Annotated in this window: 15 protein-coding genes; 8 read left to right on the top strand and 7 right to left on the bottom strand. The window is 60.8% G+C overall.

The annotated features are described in order from the left end of the window. Positions 1-2 precede the first annotated feature (2 nt). The 4 genes from N2600_RS28925 (at position 3) to N2600_RS28910 (ending at position 5,168) form a co-directional block, all read left to right on the top strand. Entirely contained in the window at positions 3-1,613 is a 1,611-nt protein-coding gene (locus N2600_RS28925; RefSeq protein WP_170259587.1) for an ABC transporter substrate-binding protein, read from the top strand. An 89-nt stretch (positions 1,614-1,702) separates the two neighbouring features. After that, entirely contained in the window at positions 1,703-2,653 is a 951-nt protein-coding gene (locus N2600_RS28920; RefSeq protein WP_260299058.1) for an ABC transporter permease, read from the top strand. Beyond that, complete coding sequence (locus N2600_RS28915; RefSeq protein ID WP_017967530.1) at positions 2,650-3,516, top strand: ABC transporter permease; 867 nt, start codon at positions 2,650-2,652, stop codon at positions 3,514-3,516. The genes N2600_RS28920 and N2600_RS28915 overlap by 4 nt, the downstream gene beginning before the upstream one ends. After that, positions 3,513-5,168, top strand: coding sequence for an ABC transporter ATP-binding protein (locus tag N2600_RS28910; RefSeq protein ID WP_260299057.1), 1,656 nt, complete (start codon positions 3,513-3,515; stop codon positions 5,166-5,168). The genes N2600_RS28915 and N2600_RS28910 overlap by 4 nt, the downstream gene beginning before the upstream one ends. 268 nt (positions 5,169-5,436) lie before the next feature. Here N2600_RS28910 and N2600_RS28905 read toward each other — a convergent pair whose 3' ends face one another. Beyond that, positions 5,437-5,913 carry an Lrp/AsnC family transcriptional regulator gene (locus N2600_RS28905; protein WP_003562931.1) on the bottom strand — a complete coding sequence of 159 codons (477 nt, stop codon included), beginning with the start codon at positions 5,911-5,913 and terminating at the stop codon, positions 5,437-5,439. A 234-nt stretch (positions 5,914-6,147) separates the two neighbouring features. On the opposite strand from N2600_RS28905, the gene N2600_RS28900 reads away from it, so the two are divergent. Next, positions 6,148-7,473, top strand: coding sequence for an NAD(P)/FAD-dependent oxidoreductase (locus tag N2600_RS28900; RefSeq protein WP_170279602.1), 1,326 nt, complete (start codon positions 6,148-6,150; stop codon positions 7,471-7,473). A 613-nt stretch (positions 7,474-8,086) separates the two neighbouring features. Continuing rightward, complete coding sequence (zwf, locus tag N2600_RS28895; protein WP_170279601.1) at positions 8,087-9,553, top strand: glucose-6-phosphate dehydrogenase; 1,467 nt, start codon at positions 8,087-8,089, stop codon at positions 9,551-9,553. 485 nt (positions 9,554-10,038) lie between these two features. Here zwf and N2600_RS28890 read toward each other — a convergent pair whose 3' ends face one another. Beyond that, complete coding sequence (locus N2600_RS28890; RefSeq protein ID WP_260299056.1) at positions 10,039-10,287, bottom strand: hypothetical protein; 249 nt, start codon at positions 10,285-10,287, stop codon at positions 10,039-10,041. 354 nt (positions 10,288-10,641) lie between these two features. On the opposite strand from N2600_RS28890, the gene N2600_RS28885 reads away from it, so the two are divergent. After that, a complete protein-coding gene (locus tag N2600_RS28885; RefSeq protein WP_260299055.1) occupies positions 10,642-12,042 on the top strand; it encodes a selenium-binding family protein in 1,401 nt (466 codons plus the stop codon). 24 nt (positions 12,043-12,066) lie between these two features. Then, entirely contained in the window at positions 12,067-12,735 is a 669-nt protein-coding gene (locus N2600_RS28880) for a hypothetical protein (RefSeq protein ID WP_222281748.1), read from the top strand. 488 nt (positions 12,736-13,223) lie between these two features. Here N2600_RS28880 and N2600_RS28875 read toward each other — a convergent pair whose 3' ends face one another. The 5 genes from N2600_RS28875 to N2600_RS28855 form a co-directional block, all read right to left on the bottom strand. Then, positions 13,224-14,930 carry an adenylate/guanylate cyclase domain-containing protein gene (locus N2600_RS28875; RefSeq protein WP_170279598.1) on the bottom strand — a complete coding sequence of 569 codons (1,707 nt, stop codon included), beginning with the start codon at positions 14,928-14,930 and terminating at the stop codon, positions 13,224-13,226. Between the two features lie 401 nt (positions 14,931-15,331). After that, on the bottom strand, positions 15,332-16,378 hold the full coding sequence (locus N2600_RS28870) for an ABC transporter ATP-binding protein (RefSeq protein ID WP_260299054.1): 1,047 nt from the start codon (positions 16,376-16,378) through the stop codon (positions 15,332-15,334). Positions 16,379-16,391: 13 nt separating this feature from the next. Continuing rightward, positions 16,392-18,098: a glycoside hydrolase family 32 protein gene (locus tag N2600_RS28865; protein WP_260299053.1), complete on the bottom strand. Its 1,707-nt coding sequence runs from the start codon at positions 18,096-18,098 to the stop codon at positions 16,392-16,394. A gap of 2 nt (positions 18,099-18,100) precedes the next feature. Then, complete coding sequence (locus N2600_RS28860) at positions 18,101-18,994, bottom strand: carbohydrate ABC transporter permease (protein WP_033183394.1); 894 nt, start codon at positions 18,992-18,994, stop codon at positions 18,101-18,103. Beyond that, on the bottom strand, positions 18,987-19,919 hold the full coding sequence (locus N2600_RS28855) for a carbohydrate ABC transporter permease (RefSeq protein ID WP_170259581.1): 933 nt from the start codon (positions 19,917-19,919) through the stop codon (positions 18,987-18,989). Before N2600_RS28855 ends, N2600_RS28860 begins: the two co-directional genes overlap by 8 nt. Positions 19,920-19,954: the final 35 nt, after the last annotated feature.

The following is a 19,954-nucleotide window of genomic DNA, read 5'->3' as shown; positions in this document are numbered from 1 at the left end:
AGATGAACGACAAGATCACCAATTGGACCAGATCCGACGACGCCATGGTCGAAAGCGCCATCCGTCGTGGCGCCACTCGTCGCGAATTGCTGCATATGATGCTTGCGGGCGGCGTGGCGCTGTCTGCCGGCGGGCTCGTGCTTGGCCGCGCCGGCAAGGCGCTCGCCGCCGCGCCCGTTTCCGGCGGCGCGCTCAAGGCGGCCGGCTGGTCGTCCTCCACGGCCGATACGCTCGACCCCGCCAAGGCGTCGCTCTCCACCGACTATGTCCGGTGCTGCTCCTTCTATAATCGCCTGACTTTCCTCGACAAATCAGGCACCCCGCAGATGGAGCTTGCCGAAGCGATCGAATCCAAGGATGCGAAGACCTGGACGGTCAAGCTGAAGAACGGCGTTACTTTCCACGACGGCAAGCCGTTGACCGCCGATGACGTGGTTTTCTCGCTGAAGCGCCATCTCGACCCGGCCGTCGGCTCGAAGGTCGCCAAGATCGCTGCCCAGATGACCGGCTTCAAGGCGATCGACAAACAAACCGTCGAGATCACGCTCGCCAGCCCGAATGCCGACCTGCCGACCATTCTGTCGATGCATCATTTCATGATCGTTTCCGACGGCACGACCGATTTCACCAAAGCCAACGGCACCGGCGCGTTCGTCAAGGAAGTCTTCGAGCCGGGCGTTCGCTCGGTCGGGGTCAAGAACAAGAATTACTGGAAATCCGGCCCGAACGTCGATTCCTTCGAATATTTCGCCATCAGCGACGACAACGCCCGCGTCAACGCACTGCTTGCGGGCGACATCCATCTCGCAGCCACGATCAATCCGCGCTCTATGCGCCTCGTCGAGGCCCAGGGCGACGGCTTCACCTTGTCTAAGACGACGTCCGGCAACTATACCAACCTCAACATGCGACTGGATATGGAGCCTGGCAACAAGCGGGATTTCATCGAGGGCATGAAGTATCTCGTCAACCGCGAACAGATCGTCAAATCGGCGCTGCGCGGCCTCGGTGAAGTCGGCAACGATCAACCCGTTTCACCGGCGAACTTCTATCATGACACAGAGCTGAAAGCGCGGACCTTCGATCCCGACAAGGCGAAGTTCCATTTCGACAAGGCCGGCGTTCTCGGACAATCCATCCCGATCATCGCCTCCGATGCGGCGAGTTCCTCGATCGACATGGCCATGATCATCCAGGCCGCCGGCGCCGAAATCGGCATGAAGCTCGATGTCCAGCGAGTGCCATCCGATGGTTACTGGGACAATTACTGGCTCAAGGCGCCGATCCACTTCGGCAATATCAACCCGCGGCCGACCCCTGACATCCTCTTCTCCCTGCTCTACACCTCGGACGCACCGTGGAACGAAAGCCACTACAAATCGGAGAAATTCGACAAGATGCTGATCGAGGCGCGCGGTTCTCTCGATCAAGAGAAGCGCAAGACGATCTACAACGAGATGCAGGGCATGGTCGCCCAGGAAGCTGGTACAATCATTCCGGCCTATATCTCGAACGTCGATGCCACGACCGCCAAGCTCAAGGGCCTGGAAGCCAACCCGCTCGGCGGCCAGATGGGATACGCTTTCGCGGAATATGTCTGGCTTGAAGCCTGATACAGCAAAGCAGACTGGGGCTGCAGCCGCGCCCCAGTTCCTCCATCTGCATTGATGGAACTCAACTCGAACGCAAAGGGAAGACGCCCGTGAACCGCCAGGTCTTATCCCTTGTATTGAGCAGATTGTTCGTCGCCGTGATCACCCTGGTGATCGTCTCCTTCGCCGTCTTCTTCGCGACAACGCTGTTGCCTGGAGATACGGCGACGATCCTGCTCGGCCAAGCCGCCACGCCAGAAGCGGTCGAAGGCCTGCGCAAGGCCATGCATCTCGACGAGCCGGCGCTGTTTCGTTTCCTGCGCTGGTTAGTCGGGCTGTTGCAGGGTGATCTCGGCACGTCCTATGCCAACCAAATGCCCATCGCCGCTCTCATCGCCGGCCGCTTTGTCAACACGCTGAAACTTGCCGGCGTCACTGCGCTTTTCTCCGTACCGATCGCACTGACGCTCGGGATCACTGCGGCGATGCTGCGCGGCACGCTCTACGACCGGATCGTCACAGTGATCACCATCGGCGTCATCTCCGTGCCGGAGTTCATGGTTGCGACCTCCGCCGCCCTCATCTTCGCCGTCTATCTGAAATGGCTGCCAGCGCTGTCCTTCGCCAATGAGGTCCACAGCCTGACCGACCTGTTGCGTGTCTATGCCATGCCGGTGATCACCCTCACCTTCGTCGTCTCGGCTCAGATGATCCGCATGACGCGCGCGGCTGTCATCGAGACGCTCAACACACCTTATGTCGAGATGGCATTGCTCAAGGGCGCCTCGCGGCCGCGCATCGTCTTTCGCCATGTACTGCCGAATGCGCTGGGCCCGATCGTCAATGCCGTTGCGCTGTCGCTGTCCTATCTGCTCGGAGGCGTCATCATCGTCGAGACCATTTTCAACTATCCCGGTATCGCCAAGCTGATGCTGGATGCCGTCGCAACCCGCGACCTGCCGCTGATCCAGAGCTGCGCGATGATTTTCTGCCTGGGCTATCTGCTCCTGATCACCATCGCCGATATCATCGCCATCCTTTCCAATCCGAGGCTCCGATGACCATGACCAGTTCCGAAACCACCTCCGGCCGGCTGTCCGGAACCCGGTTTGGCTATCGCTTCAACATCGTCGGCGCGATTGGCTTCACTGTCATCCTCTCATGGGCGCTCGTCGCGATCTTCGCGCCGTGGGTCATCCCCTACCCCGTCGGCGAGATCATCGATCTCGACTATTTCGGCCCGATGAGCCGGGAACTCTGGTTCGGCTCCGATTATCTCGGCCGCGACATGCTCTCGCGGATTCTGATGGGCGCGCGCTATACGGTCGGCATCTCGCTGGCGGCGGTGACGATCGCCTGCTTCAGCGGCGTGGTGCTCGGCATGATCGCAGCGGTCGCCGGAGGCTGGCTGGACACGATCCTCAGCCGTTTCCTCGATGCTCTCAACTCCATCCCGAGCAAGTTGTTCGGCCTGGTGGTTGTCGCTGCCGTCGGCTCCTCGGTCCCGGTGCTGATCCTGACGCTGTCGGTGATCTACATCCCCGGCGCTTACCGCTTCGCCCGGGCGCTCGCCGTCAACATCAATGCGATGGATTTCATCACCGTCGCGCGCATCCGCGGCGAAAGCACCCTCTATCTCATTCGCTCGGAAATCCTGCCGAACATCGTCGGGCCGGTGCTTGCCGATCTCGGCATCCGCTTCGTCTTCATCGTTCTGCTCCTTTCCGGGCTTTCCTTCCTCGGCCTTGGCGTCCAGCCGCCCTATGCCGATTGGGGTGCGCTGGTGCGCGAGAATATCGGCGGCCTGCCGTTTGGTGCGCCGGCGGTGATGTTCCCCTCGCTTGCCATTGCCAGCCTGACGATCAGCGTCAACCTGCTGATCGACAACCTGCCGCAGAAAATCCGCGACCGGAGCATGTCATGAACAATTTCATTGAAATCCGTGACCTGAAGGTCGAAGCCACCACCGATTCCGGTCGCCGCGTCGAGATCATCAAGGGCGTCAGCCTCGATGTTGCCGAGGGCGAAATTGTCGCGCTGATCGGCGAGAGTGGCTCGGGCAAGACAACGATCGCCCTGACCCTGATGGGCCATACCCGTACGGGCTGTCGCATCTCCGGCGGCAGCGTTTCGGTCGGCGGCAAGGACATGGTCACGCTCAGCGAGAAGCAGCGCGCCAAGGTGCGCGGCACGGAAGTCGCCTATGTCCCGCAATCGGCAGCTGCCGCCTTCAACCCAGCCACATCGATCATGGACCAGGTGATCGAAGTCACGCGTATTCACCACCTGATGTCGCCGGATGAGGCGCGTGCCCGGGCAGTCGAGCTCTTCCGGGCGCTGTCCCTGCCGGAACCCGAGACGATCGGCAGGCGTTATCCGCACCAGGTTTCCGGCGGCCAGTTGCAGCGTCTGGCTGCCGCCATGGCGCTGATCGGCGACCCGACCCTCGTTATCTTCGACGAGCCGACCACGGCGCTCGACGTCACAACCCAGATCGAGGTGCTGCGCGCTTTCAAGTCGGTGATGAAGAAGGGTGGTATCGCCGGCGTATATGTCTCGCACGACCTTGCCGTCGTCGCCCAGATCGCCGACCGCATCGTGGTGTTGAAAGGCGGAGAGACCCAGGAAACCGGCACCACCGACGAGATTCTCAACAATGCCAAGCATCCCTATACCAGGGAGCTGCTCGCAGCCTTCGAACCGAAACCGCGTGGCGCAACTGGCCCCGCCGAACCCGCGACGGCTCCCCTGCTGAGCATCGAGGATCTGGTCGCGGGCTATGGACAGCGCCAGGCTGATGGCCTGCCACTCGTTCGCGCGGTCGAGCATGTGAGCCTGAAGGTGGAGAAAGGCCGTAATCTCGGCATTATCGGCGAATCCGGTTGCGGCAAGTCGACGCTCGCCTGCACCATCGCCGGCATCCTGCCGGCCGCGGTCGGCAAGATCGTCTTCGACGGCACGGAACTGCATCGCAACGCGCGCGAGCGTTCGCGCGATGAGTTGCGCGAGATGCAGATCGTCTTCCAATATGCCGATACCGCACTCAACCCGGCCAAATCGGTGGAGGACATCCTCGACAGGCCTCTGGTCTTTTACCACGCCATGGATCGAAAGGCGCGGAACGCCCGGATCGATCAGCTGCTCGACATGGTGCGCCTGCCCCGCAACCTGCGCCATCGCCGGCCGGGCGAACTCTCGGGCGGCCAGAAGCAGCGTGTCAACTTCGCCAGGGCGCTCGCCGCCGACCCGAAGCTGATCCTCTGCGATGAGATCACCTCGGCGCTCGACACGGTGGTCGCCGCCGCCGTCATCGACCTGCTCAAGGAATTGCAGCGCGAACTCGGTCTCTCCTACATCTTCATCAGCCACGACCTCTCGGTGGTGGAGGCGATCTGTGATGAGATCGTCGTGATGTATGGAGGCCGGAAGGTCGAGGAAATCACCTCCTCGACGGTGAAGGCGCCGCAACACCCCTATTCGCAACTGCTGTTCTCATCGGTGCCGACGCTCGATCCGGCCTGGCTCGACGGGCTCCAGCAGGATCCGGAACTGGTCCGGACCTATTGCCGGCACTGAGCGCCGATTCAAGCTTGCCAGATCCGGCGCGCACCGGCTCCGGTCGTGTTGAAACGCCTGGGATCCACGGCAGGAGATCTGCAAGTGGCAGCAACATTTGCTTTGGAAAGCAAGCCCGAAATTCTGTCGCAAGTCCTTCCAACCAGTATGAAGCTAACAATTATAGGGAGAACAACCTGCGACAGAAAGAAACCGGCATCTGCGCAGGACCGACGGGTCGGGGAGATGCGGTTCAGAAGGAGGCCCCGGCCGCAGTCTTTCTCGCCGGCTAATGCGGAAACAAGGTGGTCAGCGGCATGTGGGCCTTGATGATCGGCGACTTCAGGACGACGAAACTGAAATATTTGTCGATGCCGACGTCCAGGTCGGTCAGCCGCTCCATGATCGTCTGGTATTCGTCGATGCCGGCGGTGACGAATTTCAGCATATAATCGTAGCCGCCGGAAACCAGATGGCATTCGATCACCTGGTCGACCTTCTCGATCGCCGCCAGGAAACGGGCGAAATCGATCTGCCGGTGGTTTTTCAGGGTGATCTCGGTGAACACGGTCAGCGTCTGCCCCAGTTTGCTGACGTTGATCTGGGCCGAATAGCCTTCGATATAGCCCTCCGACTGCAGCTTCTTCACCCGCATCAGGCAGGGGCTCGGCGAGAGATTGACCAGTTCGGCAAGTTCCACATTCGTGACGCGGCCATTCTTCTGCAGTTCGTAAAGGATTTTTACGTCGATCCGGTCGAGTTTCATCTCACACGCCCTCACTTGTTGGAGATCGCCAATGACGCAGCAGATTATGCTGCTTGTTCCCCAACACCAACCTTAGCACATGACGTCGGCCTGTCGATCGCGTTGCGAGATAGGCCGAAGCACAAACGGCTGCTGGCATCCCCCCAACGCGGAATCTTCTGCTGCCACGAACCGATCTCCGGCAAAGCCGTGGCGTCGGATCCGCTACACTGCCGTTAAAACGGAGACTCTCCCATGCCCGCACCGCTCAATCGCGTCGACACCACGCCTGAACTGCCTTCCACCGCTGATGCCGTGGTCATCGGCGGCGGCATCGTCGGCGTTTTTGCGGCCTATTATCTCACCAGGCGCGGATTGAAGGTCGCCCTCGTGGAGAAGGGCCTGATCGGCGCCGAGCAATCGAGCCGCAACTGGGGCTGGTGCCGCCAGCAGAACCGCGACGCCCGCGAACTGCCGATGTCGACGAAGAGCCTCGATCTGTGGGAACGCTTCGCCACTGAGACCAGCGAGGACACCGGCTTTCGTCGTTGCGGCCTCTTCTATCTCAGCAATAGCGACGCGGAACTGTCCGGCTGGGCGCGCTGGCGCGATTTCGCCCGCTCGGTTGGCGTCACGACACATATGCTGAGCAGCGCCGAGGCAACCGAACGCGGGCATGCCACCGGCACCTCTTGGAAAGGCGGGGTGTTTTCGCCGACCGACGGCACCGCCGACCCGGCGAGCGCTGCGCCGGCCGTCGCGCGTGCGATCCTCAAACTCGGCGGCACGGTGCATCAGTCCTGTGCGGCCCGCGGCCTTGACGTCGAAGGCGGCAGGCTCTCGGGCGTCGTCACCGAGCATGGCACGATCCGCACGAAAATCGCGATCCTGGCCGGTGGCGCCTGGGCCTCCTCCTTCTGTCGCCAGCTCGGCATTCGATTTCCGCAAGCCTCGATACGCTCCTCGATCCTCTCCGTATCTGCGGGCGCAGGTAGCCTTCCGGATGCGCTGCATACATCCGCCGTTTCGGTGACGCGACGCCGCGATGGCGGCCACACGCTGGCGATCAGCGGCCGCGCCCGCGTCGATCCGACGCCACAGCAGTTCCGCTTCGCGCGGCAGTTCCTGCCGATGTTCGCCCGGCGCTGGCGCAGTCTCGCACCAGGCGGGTTGGAAGGGTTTCGTTCCGGCCACGAATCTCTGGCCCGTTGGCGGCTCGACAGGCCGACGCCGATGGAGCACATGCGTATCCTCGATCCGACCGTCGACAAGGCCACCATTGCCCTCACCCATGCGCGGGCGCTCGAGCTTCTGCCCGCCTTGAAGAAGACCGCCATCAGCGCGGCCTGGGCGGGCTATGTCGATAGCACGCCCGACGGCGTGCCGGGGATCGGCGAGATAGCCACCTTGCCCGGTTTCATCCTCGCGGCCGGCTTCAGCGGCCACGGCTTCGGCATCGGGCCGGGCGCCGGTCATCTGATCGCCGATATCGTCACCGGCGATGAGCCGATCGTCGATCCCAGGCCCTACCACCCCGACCGCTTCGGGACATCCGCTTGGGGCAAAGTTGCCGATTTTTAAGTGCGGCTAGGCCAGCCCCACTCGAACCTCGGGCTGCCGCAGATATGATTACTGTCCGGATCGCAGCATAGCCCCGTCATCCCGTGTTGTCGTGAACCAGCGGCCGTGCGCTTCCTCCAATCCGTCCGCGCTGCTCTCCTCACCAAGCCACACAGGCATCGGGGCGGATCAGCATCGAAGGACCTCTATCGATGGCGACTCAACTTATGGGGCCCCCAGGTTCCCTGGCACATCGGGGAGATTTCGAAGCATCCCTTCAGGAGACCAGGGACATCGGCGGGCGGGCGGCGGGCGATGTCTTGCGGATATCGGCGGTCTGAAAGTGGAAGATTCTTTCGTTCAACGGTGCCGACCTGCAATGGGCTGGTGGAAAAATGAGGTGCTTAAGACCTTGGTATCGAGAAAGTCGCCAAACGAGCGACCGAAGTCGCTAAGACGCGGCACTTCGTGACGGTATCGCCGCCCCCCTTGCTCCGCTACGCAATCCATGCGTCTATTTAACCTTTGAGGGGTGAGCTTCAACGTCATGGCATCACGCACGAAGATCGCCGCTTCGCGGCAGCTCGGAGCTGGGGTCGACCTCCATCCCCAAGGGACAACGGAAGACTTGAGGATGAGTGTTTTGCGCAAGAATTCAACTCGGGTTGGCCCCGGCTATCCACAGGTCGTTGTGCTTGTCGGCGCGACAGGCGATCTCTCACGACGCAAGCTACTGACCGGGCTGTTCCACCTGACGAATGCGGGCTTCATTCCAGGCTGCCGCATTATCGGCGTCTCGCTCGACGACATCGACGCGGATGCCTTCCGCACTATTGCCCGTGACTCGCTGGACAAGTTCTTGACTCGCAAGTTCTCGCAGTCCGAATGGGAAGCGTTTGCCGCATCGCTCGACTACGTCCCGCTCGCTGCCGGCGCCAATGCTCTCAAGGAAGCGGTCGACAGGGCCGAGGCAGCGCTGGGCGCCGAGACGCGGCGCGTGCACTATTTATCCGTGCCACCAAGTGCCGCCCTTCTGGCCGTGCAACTTCTCGCCCAGGCTGAGCTGACTGAACGCTCCCGAATCATTATGGAAAAGCCCTTCGGCACAGACCTTGCCAGTGCCGTTGCACTAAACAAGAAGCTGCACGAAGTGTTCGACGAGAAGCAGATCTTCCGCATCGACCATTTCCTCGGGAAGGAGCCGGCACAAAACATCCTGGCCTTCCGATTTGCCAATGGCCTTTTCGAACCAATCTGGAACCGGAACTTCATCGACCATGTGCAGATCGACGTCCCGGAGACGCTCGGCCTTTCCACCCGCGCCGCCTTTTACGAGACCACCGGCGCCTATCGTGACATGGTGGTGACCCACCTCTTCCAGATCCTCGGCTTCATGGCGATGGAGCCGCCCACTGCTCTTGAGCCTGCGCCAATCTCGGAAGAGAAGAACAAGGTGTTCCGCTCCATGTTGCCGATTGAGCCGCGCGACGTGGTGCGCGGTCAATACATTGGCTACCGTAATGAGCCTGGCGTCGATCCCGAAAGCGACACTGACACCTTCATCGCCCTAAAATGCGCCATCGACAACTGGCGCTGGGCCGGAGTGCCCTTCTACCTGCGTACAGGCAAGCGCATGGCCGAGGGGCAGCGCATTATTTCGATCGCGTTCCGCGAGCCCCCGAAATCGATGTTCCCTGCGGGATCTGGCGTGGGGGCACAGGGCCCTGACCACCTCACTTTCGACCTCGCTGATGCCTCCAAGGTCTCGCTTTCCTTCTATGGCAAGCGCCCTGGCCCGGGCTTCCGGCTCGACAAGCTCTCGTTGCAATTCGCCATGAGCGAAACAGGCCTGATTGGCGAAGTTCTGGAGGCCTACGAGCGTCTGATCCTCGACGCCATGCGCGGTGACCACACGCTCTTCACTACGGCCGAGGGTATTGAGCGTCTCTGGGAGGTTTCCCAACCTCTCCTCGATAACCCGCCGCCCGTACGCCTCTACGACCAGGGCGGCTGGGGGCCGAAGTCGATCCATCAACTCATTGCCCCGCACGCCTGGCGCCTGCCGTTCGAACGCGCCTGGAGGGATGCGGCAAAAGGATGATTGACGGTCAAAAGTTGGATCGATGTCGGCGGTCGGAATGGCGCCGACCAATTGCGAAAAATCCCAATAAAATGACGTTGGCAGAGATGTGCAGGAAACCGAATTTCGACCGCTAATGCTCAGTTCCGGAGTGGCATTGGTGCGCGGACCTGCATTTGTGCAGTTTTTGGTCTTTTGATACATCGTTTATTTCGTCGCCGCCGTCGGTACCTTGCAGCGAGCGGATTTCGGGCGTCCGCGGCGGGTGTTCGGTTCAGTATTGCAGCCGATCACAGCCTCTGTTTGCTGAGCGGCGAACGAGCTATGCACCCCGCTGCAACGTCGTCCTGGCAAGTGCTCGCTCCAGAGCTTCGATCCAGGCCGGATCGTGCGAATGCCCACCCGTCCCGTAGGATCGCTATTGCCTTGCTGATTGGCATGGCAACTTGATACCGCCCGTCGGCCGCCTGGGTAAATTGGCTGGGCTGTGGTAATCGCGTCAGGATTCAATGATTGGGATTGCGGTCACGAAGAAGACCCTGCAAGCGGCCGCTTCCGCTTGTGAGGGATATGCCTTTGAACAACCGCGATATGAGGCGCGGCCGCAATCCTTGCCTCTCATCAATGAGGAGGAATGACATCCTCTTTATCTCGATCGTGATCACGCCTGTATTGTCATGGCGACGATAATTCCCCGAATCCATCGCATGGAAACCATTTTCCACCGCCCAGGCGGCTATCATATCCGCGTTCATCTAGCGGCCACCTCGATGATCTCGCCACCCTTGTGTGCGCATGTTGGCAATGCTGAATTCGCCGGCCGCTCAATGTTGGGATAACAGTATCACTCGTAACGATGGCTTCGCATGGCCGCCGGGCATCGATTTTTTGAAGCCAACCAAGCTCCTCGTAGAATCTGTAGTCCATGTCACTGATTCCTCTTCCGGTGCAAACGAGATTGTAGTTCTCTAGAATCCGTGAGATTCTCCAAAGTCGGATGAAAATAGCGTGCGAACAACAAAGCGTCTCGACGTTTTCGGCGGGCGTCCAAACGCAGGTCGTGCCCTGATTGTCTGACGGGCTGCTTAACCCGCCAAGGGAGGACGACGATGACTGTACGGCCAGACCGGACTTTCCACGCGACTGCCAAGCTCGCAATGCAGGCGCCAGTCGAAAATTTTGCGTACACTTTGATGCTGAGTCCCGACTTCTCTCGGCCTGATGGATTAGCAATAGTTGACGTAGACCCGAAGTCAAAGGACTACGGCAAGGTCGTCCATAGCGTGATAATGCCAAACAAGGGCGACGAGTTTCACCACTTCGGCTGGAACGCGTGCTCTTCGGCCCTTTCGCCGCTGAACGGTCACCCGTTTCTCGAGCGCCGGTTTCTGATCATTCCCGGTATTCGATCTTCGCGCATCTACGTAATAGACACCAAGGGCGGACCGACCAAAGCCAAAATCCACAAGGTCATCGAGCCAGAAGAAGTGTTTGCCAAGACGGGCTATTCTAGGCCTCATACGATTCACTGCGGTCCGGAAGGTATTTATGTCTCGACGCTTGGGGGCGGTGGCCCTGAGGGCACCGACGGACCTCCCGGCATCTTTGTCATGGATTGCGAGACGTTCGATGTCATCGGGCGCTATGAGATCGATCGTGGGCCACAGGACAAGCAGTATGATTTCTGGTGGAACCTGCCACGCGACTACATGGTATCGAGCGAGTGGGCACTTCCGCCGCAGTTCGAGAAGGGCATCGTCCCGGAAGATCTCCTGTCGAACAAATATGGACACCGGGTGCATTTCTGGGATTTGCGCGAACGCAGGAACGTGCAGACCATTGATCTGGGAGCCAATCACCAGATGGCACTGGAAGTCCGCCCCGCCCATGACCCGGTAAAAGAATACGGTTTCCTTGGAGTGGTCGTTGACACGACAAACCTTGAGGGATCGATCTGGACATGGTGGCGCGAGGACGGCAAATTTCATTGCGAAAAGACGGCGACTATCCCGCCCGAGGCAGCCGCGAAAGATGACCTTCCCCCGCTTTTGCAGGGCTTCGAGGCGGTCCCGCCGCTGGTAACCGACATAGACCTATCGCTCGATGACCGCTTCCTCTACGTATCCTGCTGGGGGACCGGTGAGATGCGCCAATATGACGTCACCGATCCTATGAAGCCTAAGCTTGCAGGGTCCGTCCATATTGGCGGCATCACGCGCAAGACCAAGCATCCCGGCGGCGGCGACTACAGGGGCGGACCGCAGATGGTCGAGATCAGCCGCGACGGCAAACGCGTTTACTGGACCAACTCCCTGTATTCGACCTGGGATGACCAATTCTATCCCGATGGCATCCGGGCAGCCATGGTCAAGGCCAGTGTCGGCGAGAACGGTGGAATCACCCTGGACAAGGACTTTTTTGTCAAGTTCCCCGAGGGGTATCGCTCGCACCAGATTCGTTTGGAAGGCGGCGATTGCTCAACGGATTCATTTTGCTATCCATCGGTGTAACGGACTGCTCGGATCAATGAAGCGATGAGCGAGTGGACGACTGCCGGGTCTCTCTGGTTGGCCGTCATCGCCAGCGGCATTTATCATGGCGTCAACCCCGGCATGGGCTGGCCGTTGGCCGTCTCGGCCGGACTGTTGGACAGACGTGCCAGCGAATTGTTCCGGGCGCTCGGCCTTTTGGCAATGGGCCACTTTGTGGCGATGATTGGCATCCTGCTGCCCTTCGGCGCGATGCTGACGCTGATTGTCTGGGAACGACAGATCCGCATCGCAGCCGGGTTGATCGTGATCGCAGCCGGAATCTATCTCTTGATCAACCGGCGCCACCCGCGTGTTCTTGCCCGTATCCCGCCGGCGCAACTGGCGTTGTGGTCCTTCGCGGCTGCCACCGCGCATGGCGCCGCGCTGATGCTGGTGCCGATTTATCTGGGCCTGTGCTTGGCCGGGGATCCGGATGTCGGACACCGAGCGGCTGCCACGCTCATGACTGGTAATCTGATCACAGCTACCGCCGTCTCCGTGGTCCACGCGGCCGCCATGATTGTAAGTGGCGGCGTTATCGCCTTTGCCGTCTATCGATGGCTCGGACCCAAGTTCATCTCACAAAGCTGGTTCAATCTCGATATCGTGTGGGCCGCGAGCCTGATCCTGGTGGGGGGAATTGGGATCGCGAGTCTCGGATTCACTCAGTAGGCCTGAGGCCCTCGATGGTAACGACAAGCATTGCTCCGCTTTCGATCGCGGTTGTCCTCGCCTTAAAAGGCGCTGATGCCAGCCCTCCTTTTCTTGGCGGCAGCTGCAGGATTAATCGTTATTTCTCGCCAGACTTATGGGGGGCCGACCTTCGTTGCGGTCGCGCTCCGTATGCTGATCAATCTAGGCGAGGGGTCTTTTCAAATGGCCAGATCACGATGATCACGGCAAAACGCAAAGCGTATGTTCAGCGGCTCCTGGACAAGAGAGCGGAGCAGACGTTTCACTGTTCGAGTTCTTTAGGCTCAGGACCTAATGATTAGCGGATGCAAGCGGTCCAGCGGAAAAGTCATGCGAGACTCGGGCTGGTTGACGCGTTTGGTGGAGCGTCTGACGAAGCTTGGCACTGCGATCCAGACCACCGTTCTCGCGCAGCGCATATCCGTTGATAAAGTCCTCGAACGCCTCGCGATTGTCCCCACCCGCTGTCACATCTCCGGCAGGCCGGCCTTTCGAAAGCCGTCGACAAAGTGGTCTCGTACAGATGCATCGCGCAGCGGCTGGGAGCTGAGCCAATGGCCGATCGTGAAATGAGGGTGAGCGATCAGGAACAATTCTGCTTCTCGCCGCGCCTCCTCAAGGTGGCCCAACTGCGCAAGCGTAGCAGCCAGGAATTTGCGTGAGTTGGTACGATACGTGTCTTCCCTGCGGAGTGTCGCGGCTGCCGCCTCATAGTCACGCGCGGCGTACTGCGCCTGCCCAAGATGACAAAGATACCAGCAGGTTGGATGGGGATTGAGCCGCAGAGCTTTTTCGATTTGCGCTAGTCCGTCGGCAATCCTGCCGTCCAGCACGGACATGTCCGACATGGCGGCCCAGGTGTCGGCGTGGTTGGGGTCCAGCTCCAGGGCCTTGGCGAAGGCGGCGTCCGATTCCTCCCATCGCCGCTCATAAGCCAAAATGGTCCCCAGAACGTAACGGCAGCCGGCATCGTTGGGATCTAGGTCGACCGCCTTCTGCGCGAACGTCACCGCCATCCGACGGTTAGGATCTTCGGGCTCGCCGAAATGAGTCCAGGCAAGCCAACGGTTATAGGCGAGCAGACCGAGCGCCTCGGCATATGATGGCTCGAGCTTAACCGCGCGTTGGAGCAGCACATAGGCCTCACGCTCAGTTTGCGGCGACTCTTCCGTCAGGAGGCGAGCGCGCACACACAGATCGTACGCCTCAAGGTTCTTCGGCCGATTGCGCTGCTTCGGGATGGTCAGCCGGCCGACGAGGGCTTCAACAATCTTGGCGTTAACTTCATCCTGTAATTCGAAAACATCTTCCACCGTCCTGTCAAACCGGTCGGCCCACAAGTGCTGGCCGCCAAGCGCGTCGATCAATTGGGCATTGATGCGGACACGGCCCATTGCGCGTCTGGCGCTCCCCTCCAGGACGTAGCGGACGCCGAGTTCCTGGGCGACCAGCCGCACGTCGACCGGCTTGCCCTTGTAGCGATACACGGAATTGCGCGCGATGACGAACAGGCCAGCCGTACGGGAAAGGTCGGTGATCAGGTCTTCGGTCAAGCCGTCGACGAAAGGCGCGTCCGCTTCATCCCCACTCATATTCGTGAACGGCAATACAGCGATCGAGGGACATTCGGGCAGCGGCAATGTGCTCTGCAGCGCATCCGGCCAATGCCACACGCGGACCGGGCGAGTCAGGTTCTTTAGGTAACGTTCGCCTGCATCAAAGAACCGGTCGCCGATCTTGCCGACGATCTCGCCGTGAACTTTGGCTGAAATGCATATACCTCCCGGTGCGGCCTGCGTCTCGAGTCGCGCCGCGACATTGACGCCGTCGCCGAGGATGTCTGAACCGTCGTCAATGACATCTCCCAGATTAACGCCTATACGCAAAAGCAGGCGCCGGTCTCCGGAAGCCTCAACAGCAGTGGTGGCCCGTTGCATTTCCAATGCTGCTGCGACCGCGTCGACCGCGCTACCGAATTCGATTAAGAATCCGTCGCCCATGACCTTGAAGATGCGACCCTTGTGGCGCTTTACAGCCGGCTCGATAACGCCAGAACGGAGTTCTCTGAGGTTCGCCAGCGTTGCGACTTCATCAGCCTCCATCAGGCGTGTATAACCCACCACATCGGCAACGACGATGGCGGCAAGGCGACGCTGAATAGATTGGTCCGTCATGTGAGGACAAGCCTAATGACCAAATTAGCAAGTTATTGTTCAACCGCAGGTAAGTCAACAAATCGTAAGAGGTAATATCCAGGCGATCTCCACCTCCATCGAGCCGTAATCCTTCTTTGTGACCGACGGCGTCGAGGTGGACGACACGGAAATGAGTATCCACGAAAAGCGGACGGTTCTTGAACGTCTGGTGATGGGCGGGACGGTCCGGTCGCTGCTGCCTGCACCGCCCGCGGAGCACGTTTGGCAGGCGCGTGGCAACAGATCGCCGTGCAATTGGCTAATTCGATCAACTGAAGGGCCGAACACCCAAAACTAAGATGTCGCAAAGCCTGGATGGCACCGGCACCGAACCACGCCCGTCAAATGACGGACGCGGCTCAGCGGGAGGCGCCGGGGGATCAGCCCAGCCGATTGCCTTCGGCGGAGAAGAGGTGGATTTTCTCGGATTTGGGCGCGAGGTGGATTTGCTGGTCAGGTTTTAAATCCACCCGTCGGTGCAGCACGATGGTTGCCGTCTGCGTGCCGACACGCACCGAAAGATGGGTCTCCGCACCGGTCGGCTCAACAGTCAGCACGGTGGCCGGAATGCCCGTCTCCGCAATGTCGAGGTCTTCCGGACGGATGCCGTAGGTGCGCGCCGCGCTTTGGCTCAATTGCGGCGGAAGCGGCAGGGAAACACCACCTTCGATACGGAAGCCGCCGTCGCTGACGCCGCCCTCGAAAAGGTTCATCGACGGCGAGCCGATGAAGGCGGCAACGAAGGTGTTATCTGGGCGGTCGTAGAGATCGAGCGGCTTGCCGATCTGCTCGATGCGGCCGGCGCGCATGACGACGATCTTGTCGGCCATGGTCATCGCCTCGATCTGGTCGTGAGTGACGTAAACGATGGTCGTGCCAAGGCGCTGATGCAGCTCCTTGATCTCGCTGCGCATGGTCACCCGCAGCTTGGCGTCGAGGTTGGACAGCGGCTCGTCAAAGAGGAACACTTTCGGATGGCGTACGATGGCGCGGCCCATGGCGACGCGCTGGCGCTGGCCGCCGGAAAGCTGTTTCGGCAGGCGCTCCAGCAGGGGTTCGAGTGCGAGAATGGCGGCGGCTTCGCTCACCAGCTTGTCGATTGTCGCCTTATCGCGCCCCTGCAGCTTCAGGGCAAAGCCCATATTTTCGCGCACCGTCATGTGCGGATAGAGCGCGTAGGACTGGAACACCATGGCGATATCGCGCTCCTTCGGCGCGACGTCGTTGACGACGCGGCCGTTGATGCGGATTTCACCGCCGCTGATATCCTCCAGCCCCGCCAGCATGCGCAGAAGCGTGGACTTGCCGCAGCCGGACGGCCCGACGAGCGTGACGAACTCACCGTCTGCGATATCCGCGGAAACCCCGTGGATAACGGAGGCCGCGCCGTATTGCTTCAGAACCCGATCGATTGCTACCGATGCCATTGTCTGTCCTCCCTCACAGTTTCAATTGCCAGACGCCGGCCGCGGCGACGGCGCCGGCGCCGGCGAGCGTTGCCGAACGTGCGGCGGCAAAGCCCGGAATCCGTTTGGACCCCGTCCAGCGGCCGTTGTCAGCGAACACCTCGATGGAACCGGCATCGAGGAAGATGCGCAGGCTCGACGGTTTTGCGCGCGCGGCGACGTAACGTGGCGGCGTTTTACCGGTGCGAGCGTCGAAGACAATCGCCAGACCATCGGCATCGAGTTTCACGGCTAGATCGACATCCGGATGATCGAAGGTGAGATCGAAGGCGGCGCCAGGCTCGGTGAGATCAAGCAGGATCTCGACGGCGCCGGTGCCGAGCGGCACGGTCTTGCCGGCGGCAAGCGCGGTGTCATCAAGCAACTGATGGCGCAGGCTTTCGACGGCTGCGACCGGCGGGGTCAGCACGCTGTCGCCGTCGAGAATCACGCGGCGCGGCAGGGTCATGGCCGTCGGGAAATCATCCTTCTTGGAAAAATCCGACCAGTTGGCGAGCCAGGCGATGCCGACCGGCTCGTCGCCATCAACGAAGGCCTGGAAGGCATAGGCATCCGAACCGAAATCCAACTCCTGCTCGAACTCCGCAGTGAAGGTGCGGCCATCGAAACCGCCGACGGTCACGGAGGTGAGATTGCGGCGGCCGGTGGCCGGGTCGCGGCTGGTGAGCAGACCGAAGATCAGCGCCCAGCGGGGTTCTGCGTTTTTGCCGGAAAGCGGCACCATGCAGGGGCATTCCGCCGCCGTCATGCCGAAACCGTCCTCGCGATGGAGGATGCCGAGGAAGGTCCAGCCATCGGCGCCTTGCGCGTCTGCAGTTTCATAGAGCAGTACGACGCCGCCCTGCCTGTCGCGGCTGCCGAGCAGCATCTTCCAGCGCCCGTCCGGGCCTTTGAAGACATAGGGGTCGCGGAAATCGGTGGTGAGGTTCAAGCCTTCCGGGCGCAGCGGCATCACGATTTCTGATGGCCCGGCGACGATGCCGTCGCGGCTGACCGCGGAAAGCTGGATTTGCTCTTCCGGTTGCCGGTCACGAACATGCTCGGTGTAGAAGACCCGGATCTCCTCGCCTTCCGGGCCGGAGCCGGGGATCGCCGAGCCGGAGAAGGCGCCGCCGCGGCCATCGTCCTTTTCCGACAGATGCGCTGCCGGAAAGAGGAACATGGGCAGATGCCTCCAGCGGACGAAATCCTTCGAGACGGCATGTCCCCAGTGCATCGTGTTCCAGCGCGGCTCATGAGGATAATGCTGGTAGAAGAGGTGAGCGTTTCCGCCGAACCGTCCAAAACCGTTCGGATCGTTCATCCAGCCGAAGGGCGGGCGGAAATGGTAGCTGTCGGGCACCTCGGGGGCGGCGGTGCGGGCATCGCTGTACAGGACGCGGATGCCCTCCTTCATCACGGTTTCCGGCCGGAAGGCGTAAGCGACGGAGAGCGCTGTGGTTGTTGCATCATAGGACAGCGTGGAACGACCGCCTTTCGCGAGCGTCACAGCGAAGAACTCAAATTCCCCCGTGCGGCGGGTCGAGGGCTCGCCGATGTCGTTGCCATTAACGGCGACGAAGAGCTTCGCCTCGCCGCCGGCATGGCGCGCCTTCAGCCAGAGATGCAGCACCGTGCCTTCGGGCAGTTCCGCTTCAATGGTTTCAGGTGCGGACGTTTCGGATTTTGCCTGCAGAGACATGATCAACCTTTCACGGCGGAGCCGACGAATGAACTGACGAACCAGCGCTGGAAAGCCAGATAGAGAATGAGGACCGGGATCATCATCAGCACCGAGGCGGCCATGGCGCGGTCCCAGTAGATGCTGTCCTGTCCGAAGAAGGTGGCGATGGCGACGGCAATCGGCCGAGCATAGTCGGTCTGGGTGACCAGCGTCGGCCAGAGATACTGGTTCCAGCTTTCGATGCCCATGAGGATCGAGACCGTGGCGAGTGCCGGCAGGCTGAGCGGCATGTAGATCGATCGGTAGATGCGGAAGGCCGATGCGCCGTCCATTTCCGCCGCTTCATAAAGTTCCTTCGGCAGCTGCGCGAAGAACTGGTAGAAAAGGAAAACATAGAGCGGGCTTGCCACCCAGGGCAGGATCTGCACCGCGAATGTATCCGTCAGCCCAGCCCGCGACATCATGACGACGAGCGGCATGATGATGCTTTCCTGCGGGATGACATAGAGCGCGACGACCAGCGCCAAGAGCGCCGCCTTGCCGCGCAGCGAACCCCAGGCGAGAACGAAGCCCGCCATGGAATTGATGACCAGTCCCGAGACGACTGTGGCGACGAGGATCGCCAGCGAATTGAAGAGATATCGGCCATAGGCCAGCTCGCCGGAGAAATGGGCGATCTCCTTATAGTTCGACAGCGTCGGGTCGCTGACCCAGAAGGCGCGGAAGCTGCCCATGTCGGCGAGGATGCGGAAGCGGTCGTCCTTCAGGCTGGCGATCAGCAGCATGAACAGCGGTGAGATCATCACCAGCGCGATGACCAGGATGCAGAGGCTCTGCACGATGCGCAGGCTTCTCTTGCCGTTGCCCCGTGCGATTGCCAGCGGGACGGGCTGGGTCAAAGCGAGATCAGACATCGAAGCGCCTCAGGAGTTTGCGTTGCAGGAGCGCGATCAGAAGAACGATGACGAAGAGGATGACGGAAACGGCCGATGCGTAGCCGAGTTTCTGCTCCTCGAAGCCGGCGCGCACCATGTAGTGGACGACGGTTTCGGTGCTTTCGTTCGGGCCGCCCTGGGTTAGGATCGCCACCTGCGTATAGAGCTTGAAGGCCTGGATAGTGGTGATGACCAGCACGAAGACATGGGTCGGGCGAAGGCCGGGCATGGTGACGTGCCAGAAGCGGCGCAGCGCGCTTGCCCCGTCGATGCGGGCGGCATCGTAAAGTTCTTCGGGAATGCCCTGCAGGCCGGCGAGATAGATGATCATCTGAAACCCATAGGCCTGCCAGGCTGAAAGCAGCACGATGGAAAACATCGCCCAGTTGGGGTCGCCGAGCCAGTCGATCGGCTGAATCGCGCCGCCGGAAAGAAAACCGACGATCTGGTTGAGCGGACCGCTCGGATACTGGAACAGCGTGCCCCAGATGACGCAGACCACCACCATGGAGGTGATCGCCGGCAGGAAGAACAGGCCGCGCAGCAGGTTTTGCATCGGCAGCTTCTGATGCAAGAGTAGCGCGGTCAGGAAGGCGAGGCCGCACTGCAGCGGCAGCACCCAGACGGTGAAGCGCGTGACGTTCCACAGCGAGGTCCAGAACAGCGGATCGGTGAAGACGCGCTCGAAATTCAGCAGACCGACGAAGCGCACCGGCGTCGGGCGCGGCACGAGCGGCTGGTTGGTCATCGCCGTCCAGAAGGACAAGAGGAACGGCGTGATCAGGAATATCGCCATAAGCAGAAAGGCAGGCGCGATCATCGCCATTTCCTGCCAGAGCCGCTTGTTGTCGCGGCGTTTCGCCGGACGCCGCAAAGCGGGCGTGGAGGTCTGTTGCAAAGTCATTGTTTCCTCCTCATCGGTCATCCTCCCGAGATGGT

The organism is Rhizobium sp. WSM1274, from assembly GCF_025200775.1.
Lineage (GTDB): Bacteria > Pseudomonadota > Alphaproteobacteria > Rhizobiales > Rhizobiaceae > Rhizobium > Rhizobium leguminosarum_I.
The sequence above is the reverse complement of the archived record's forward strand: the minus strand, read 5'-3'. Positions and strand labels throughout refer to the sequence as shown.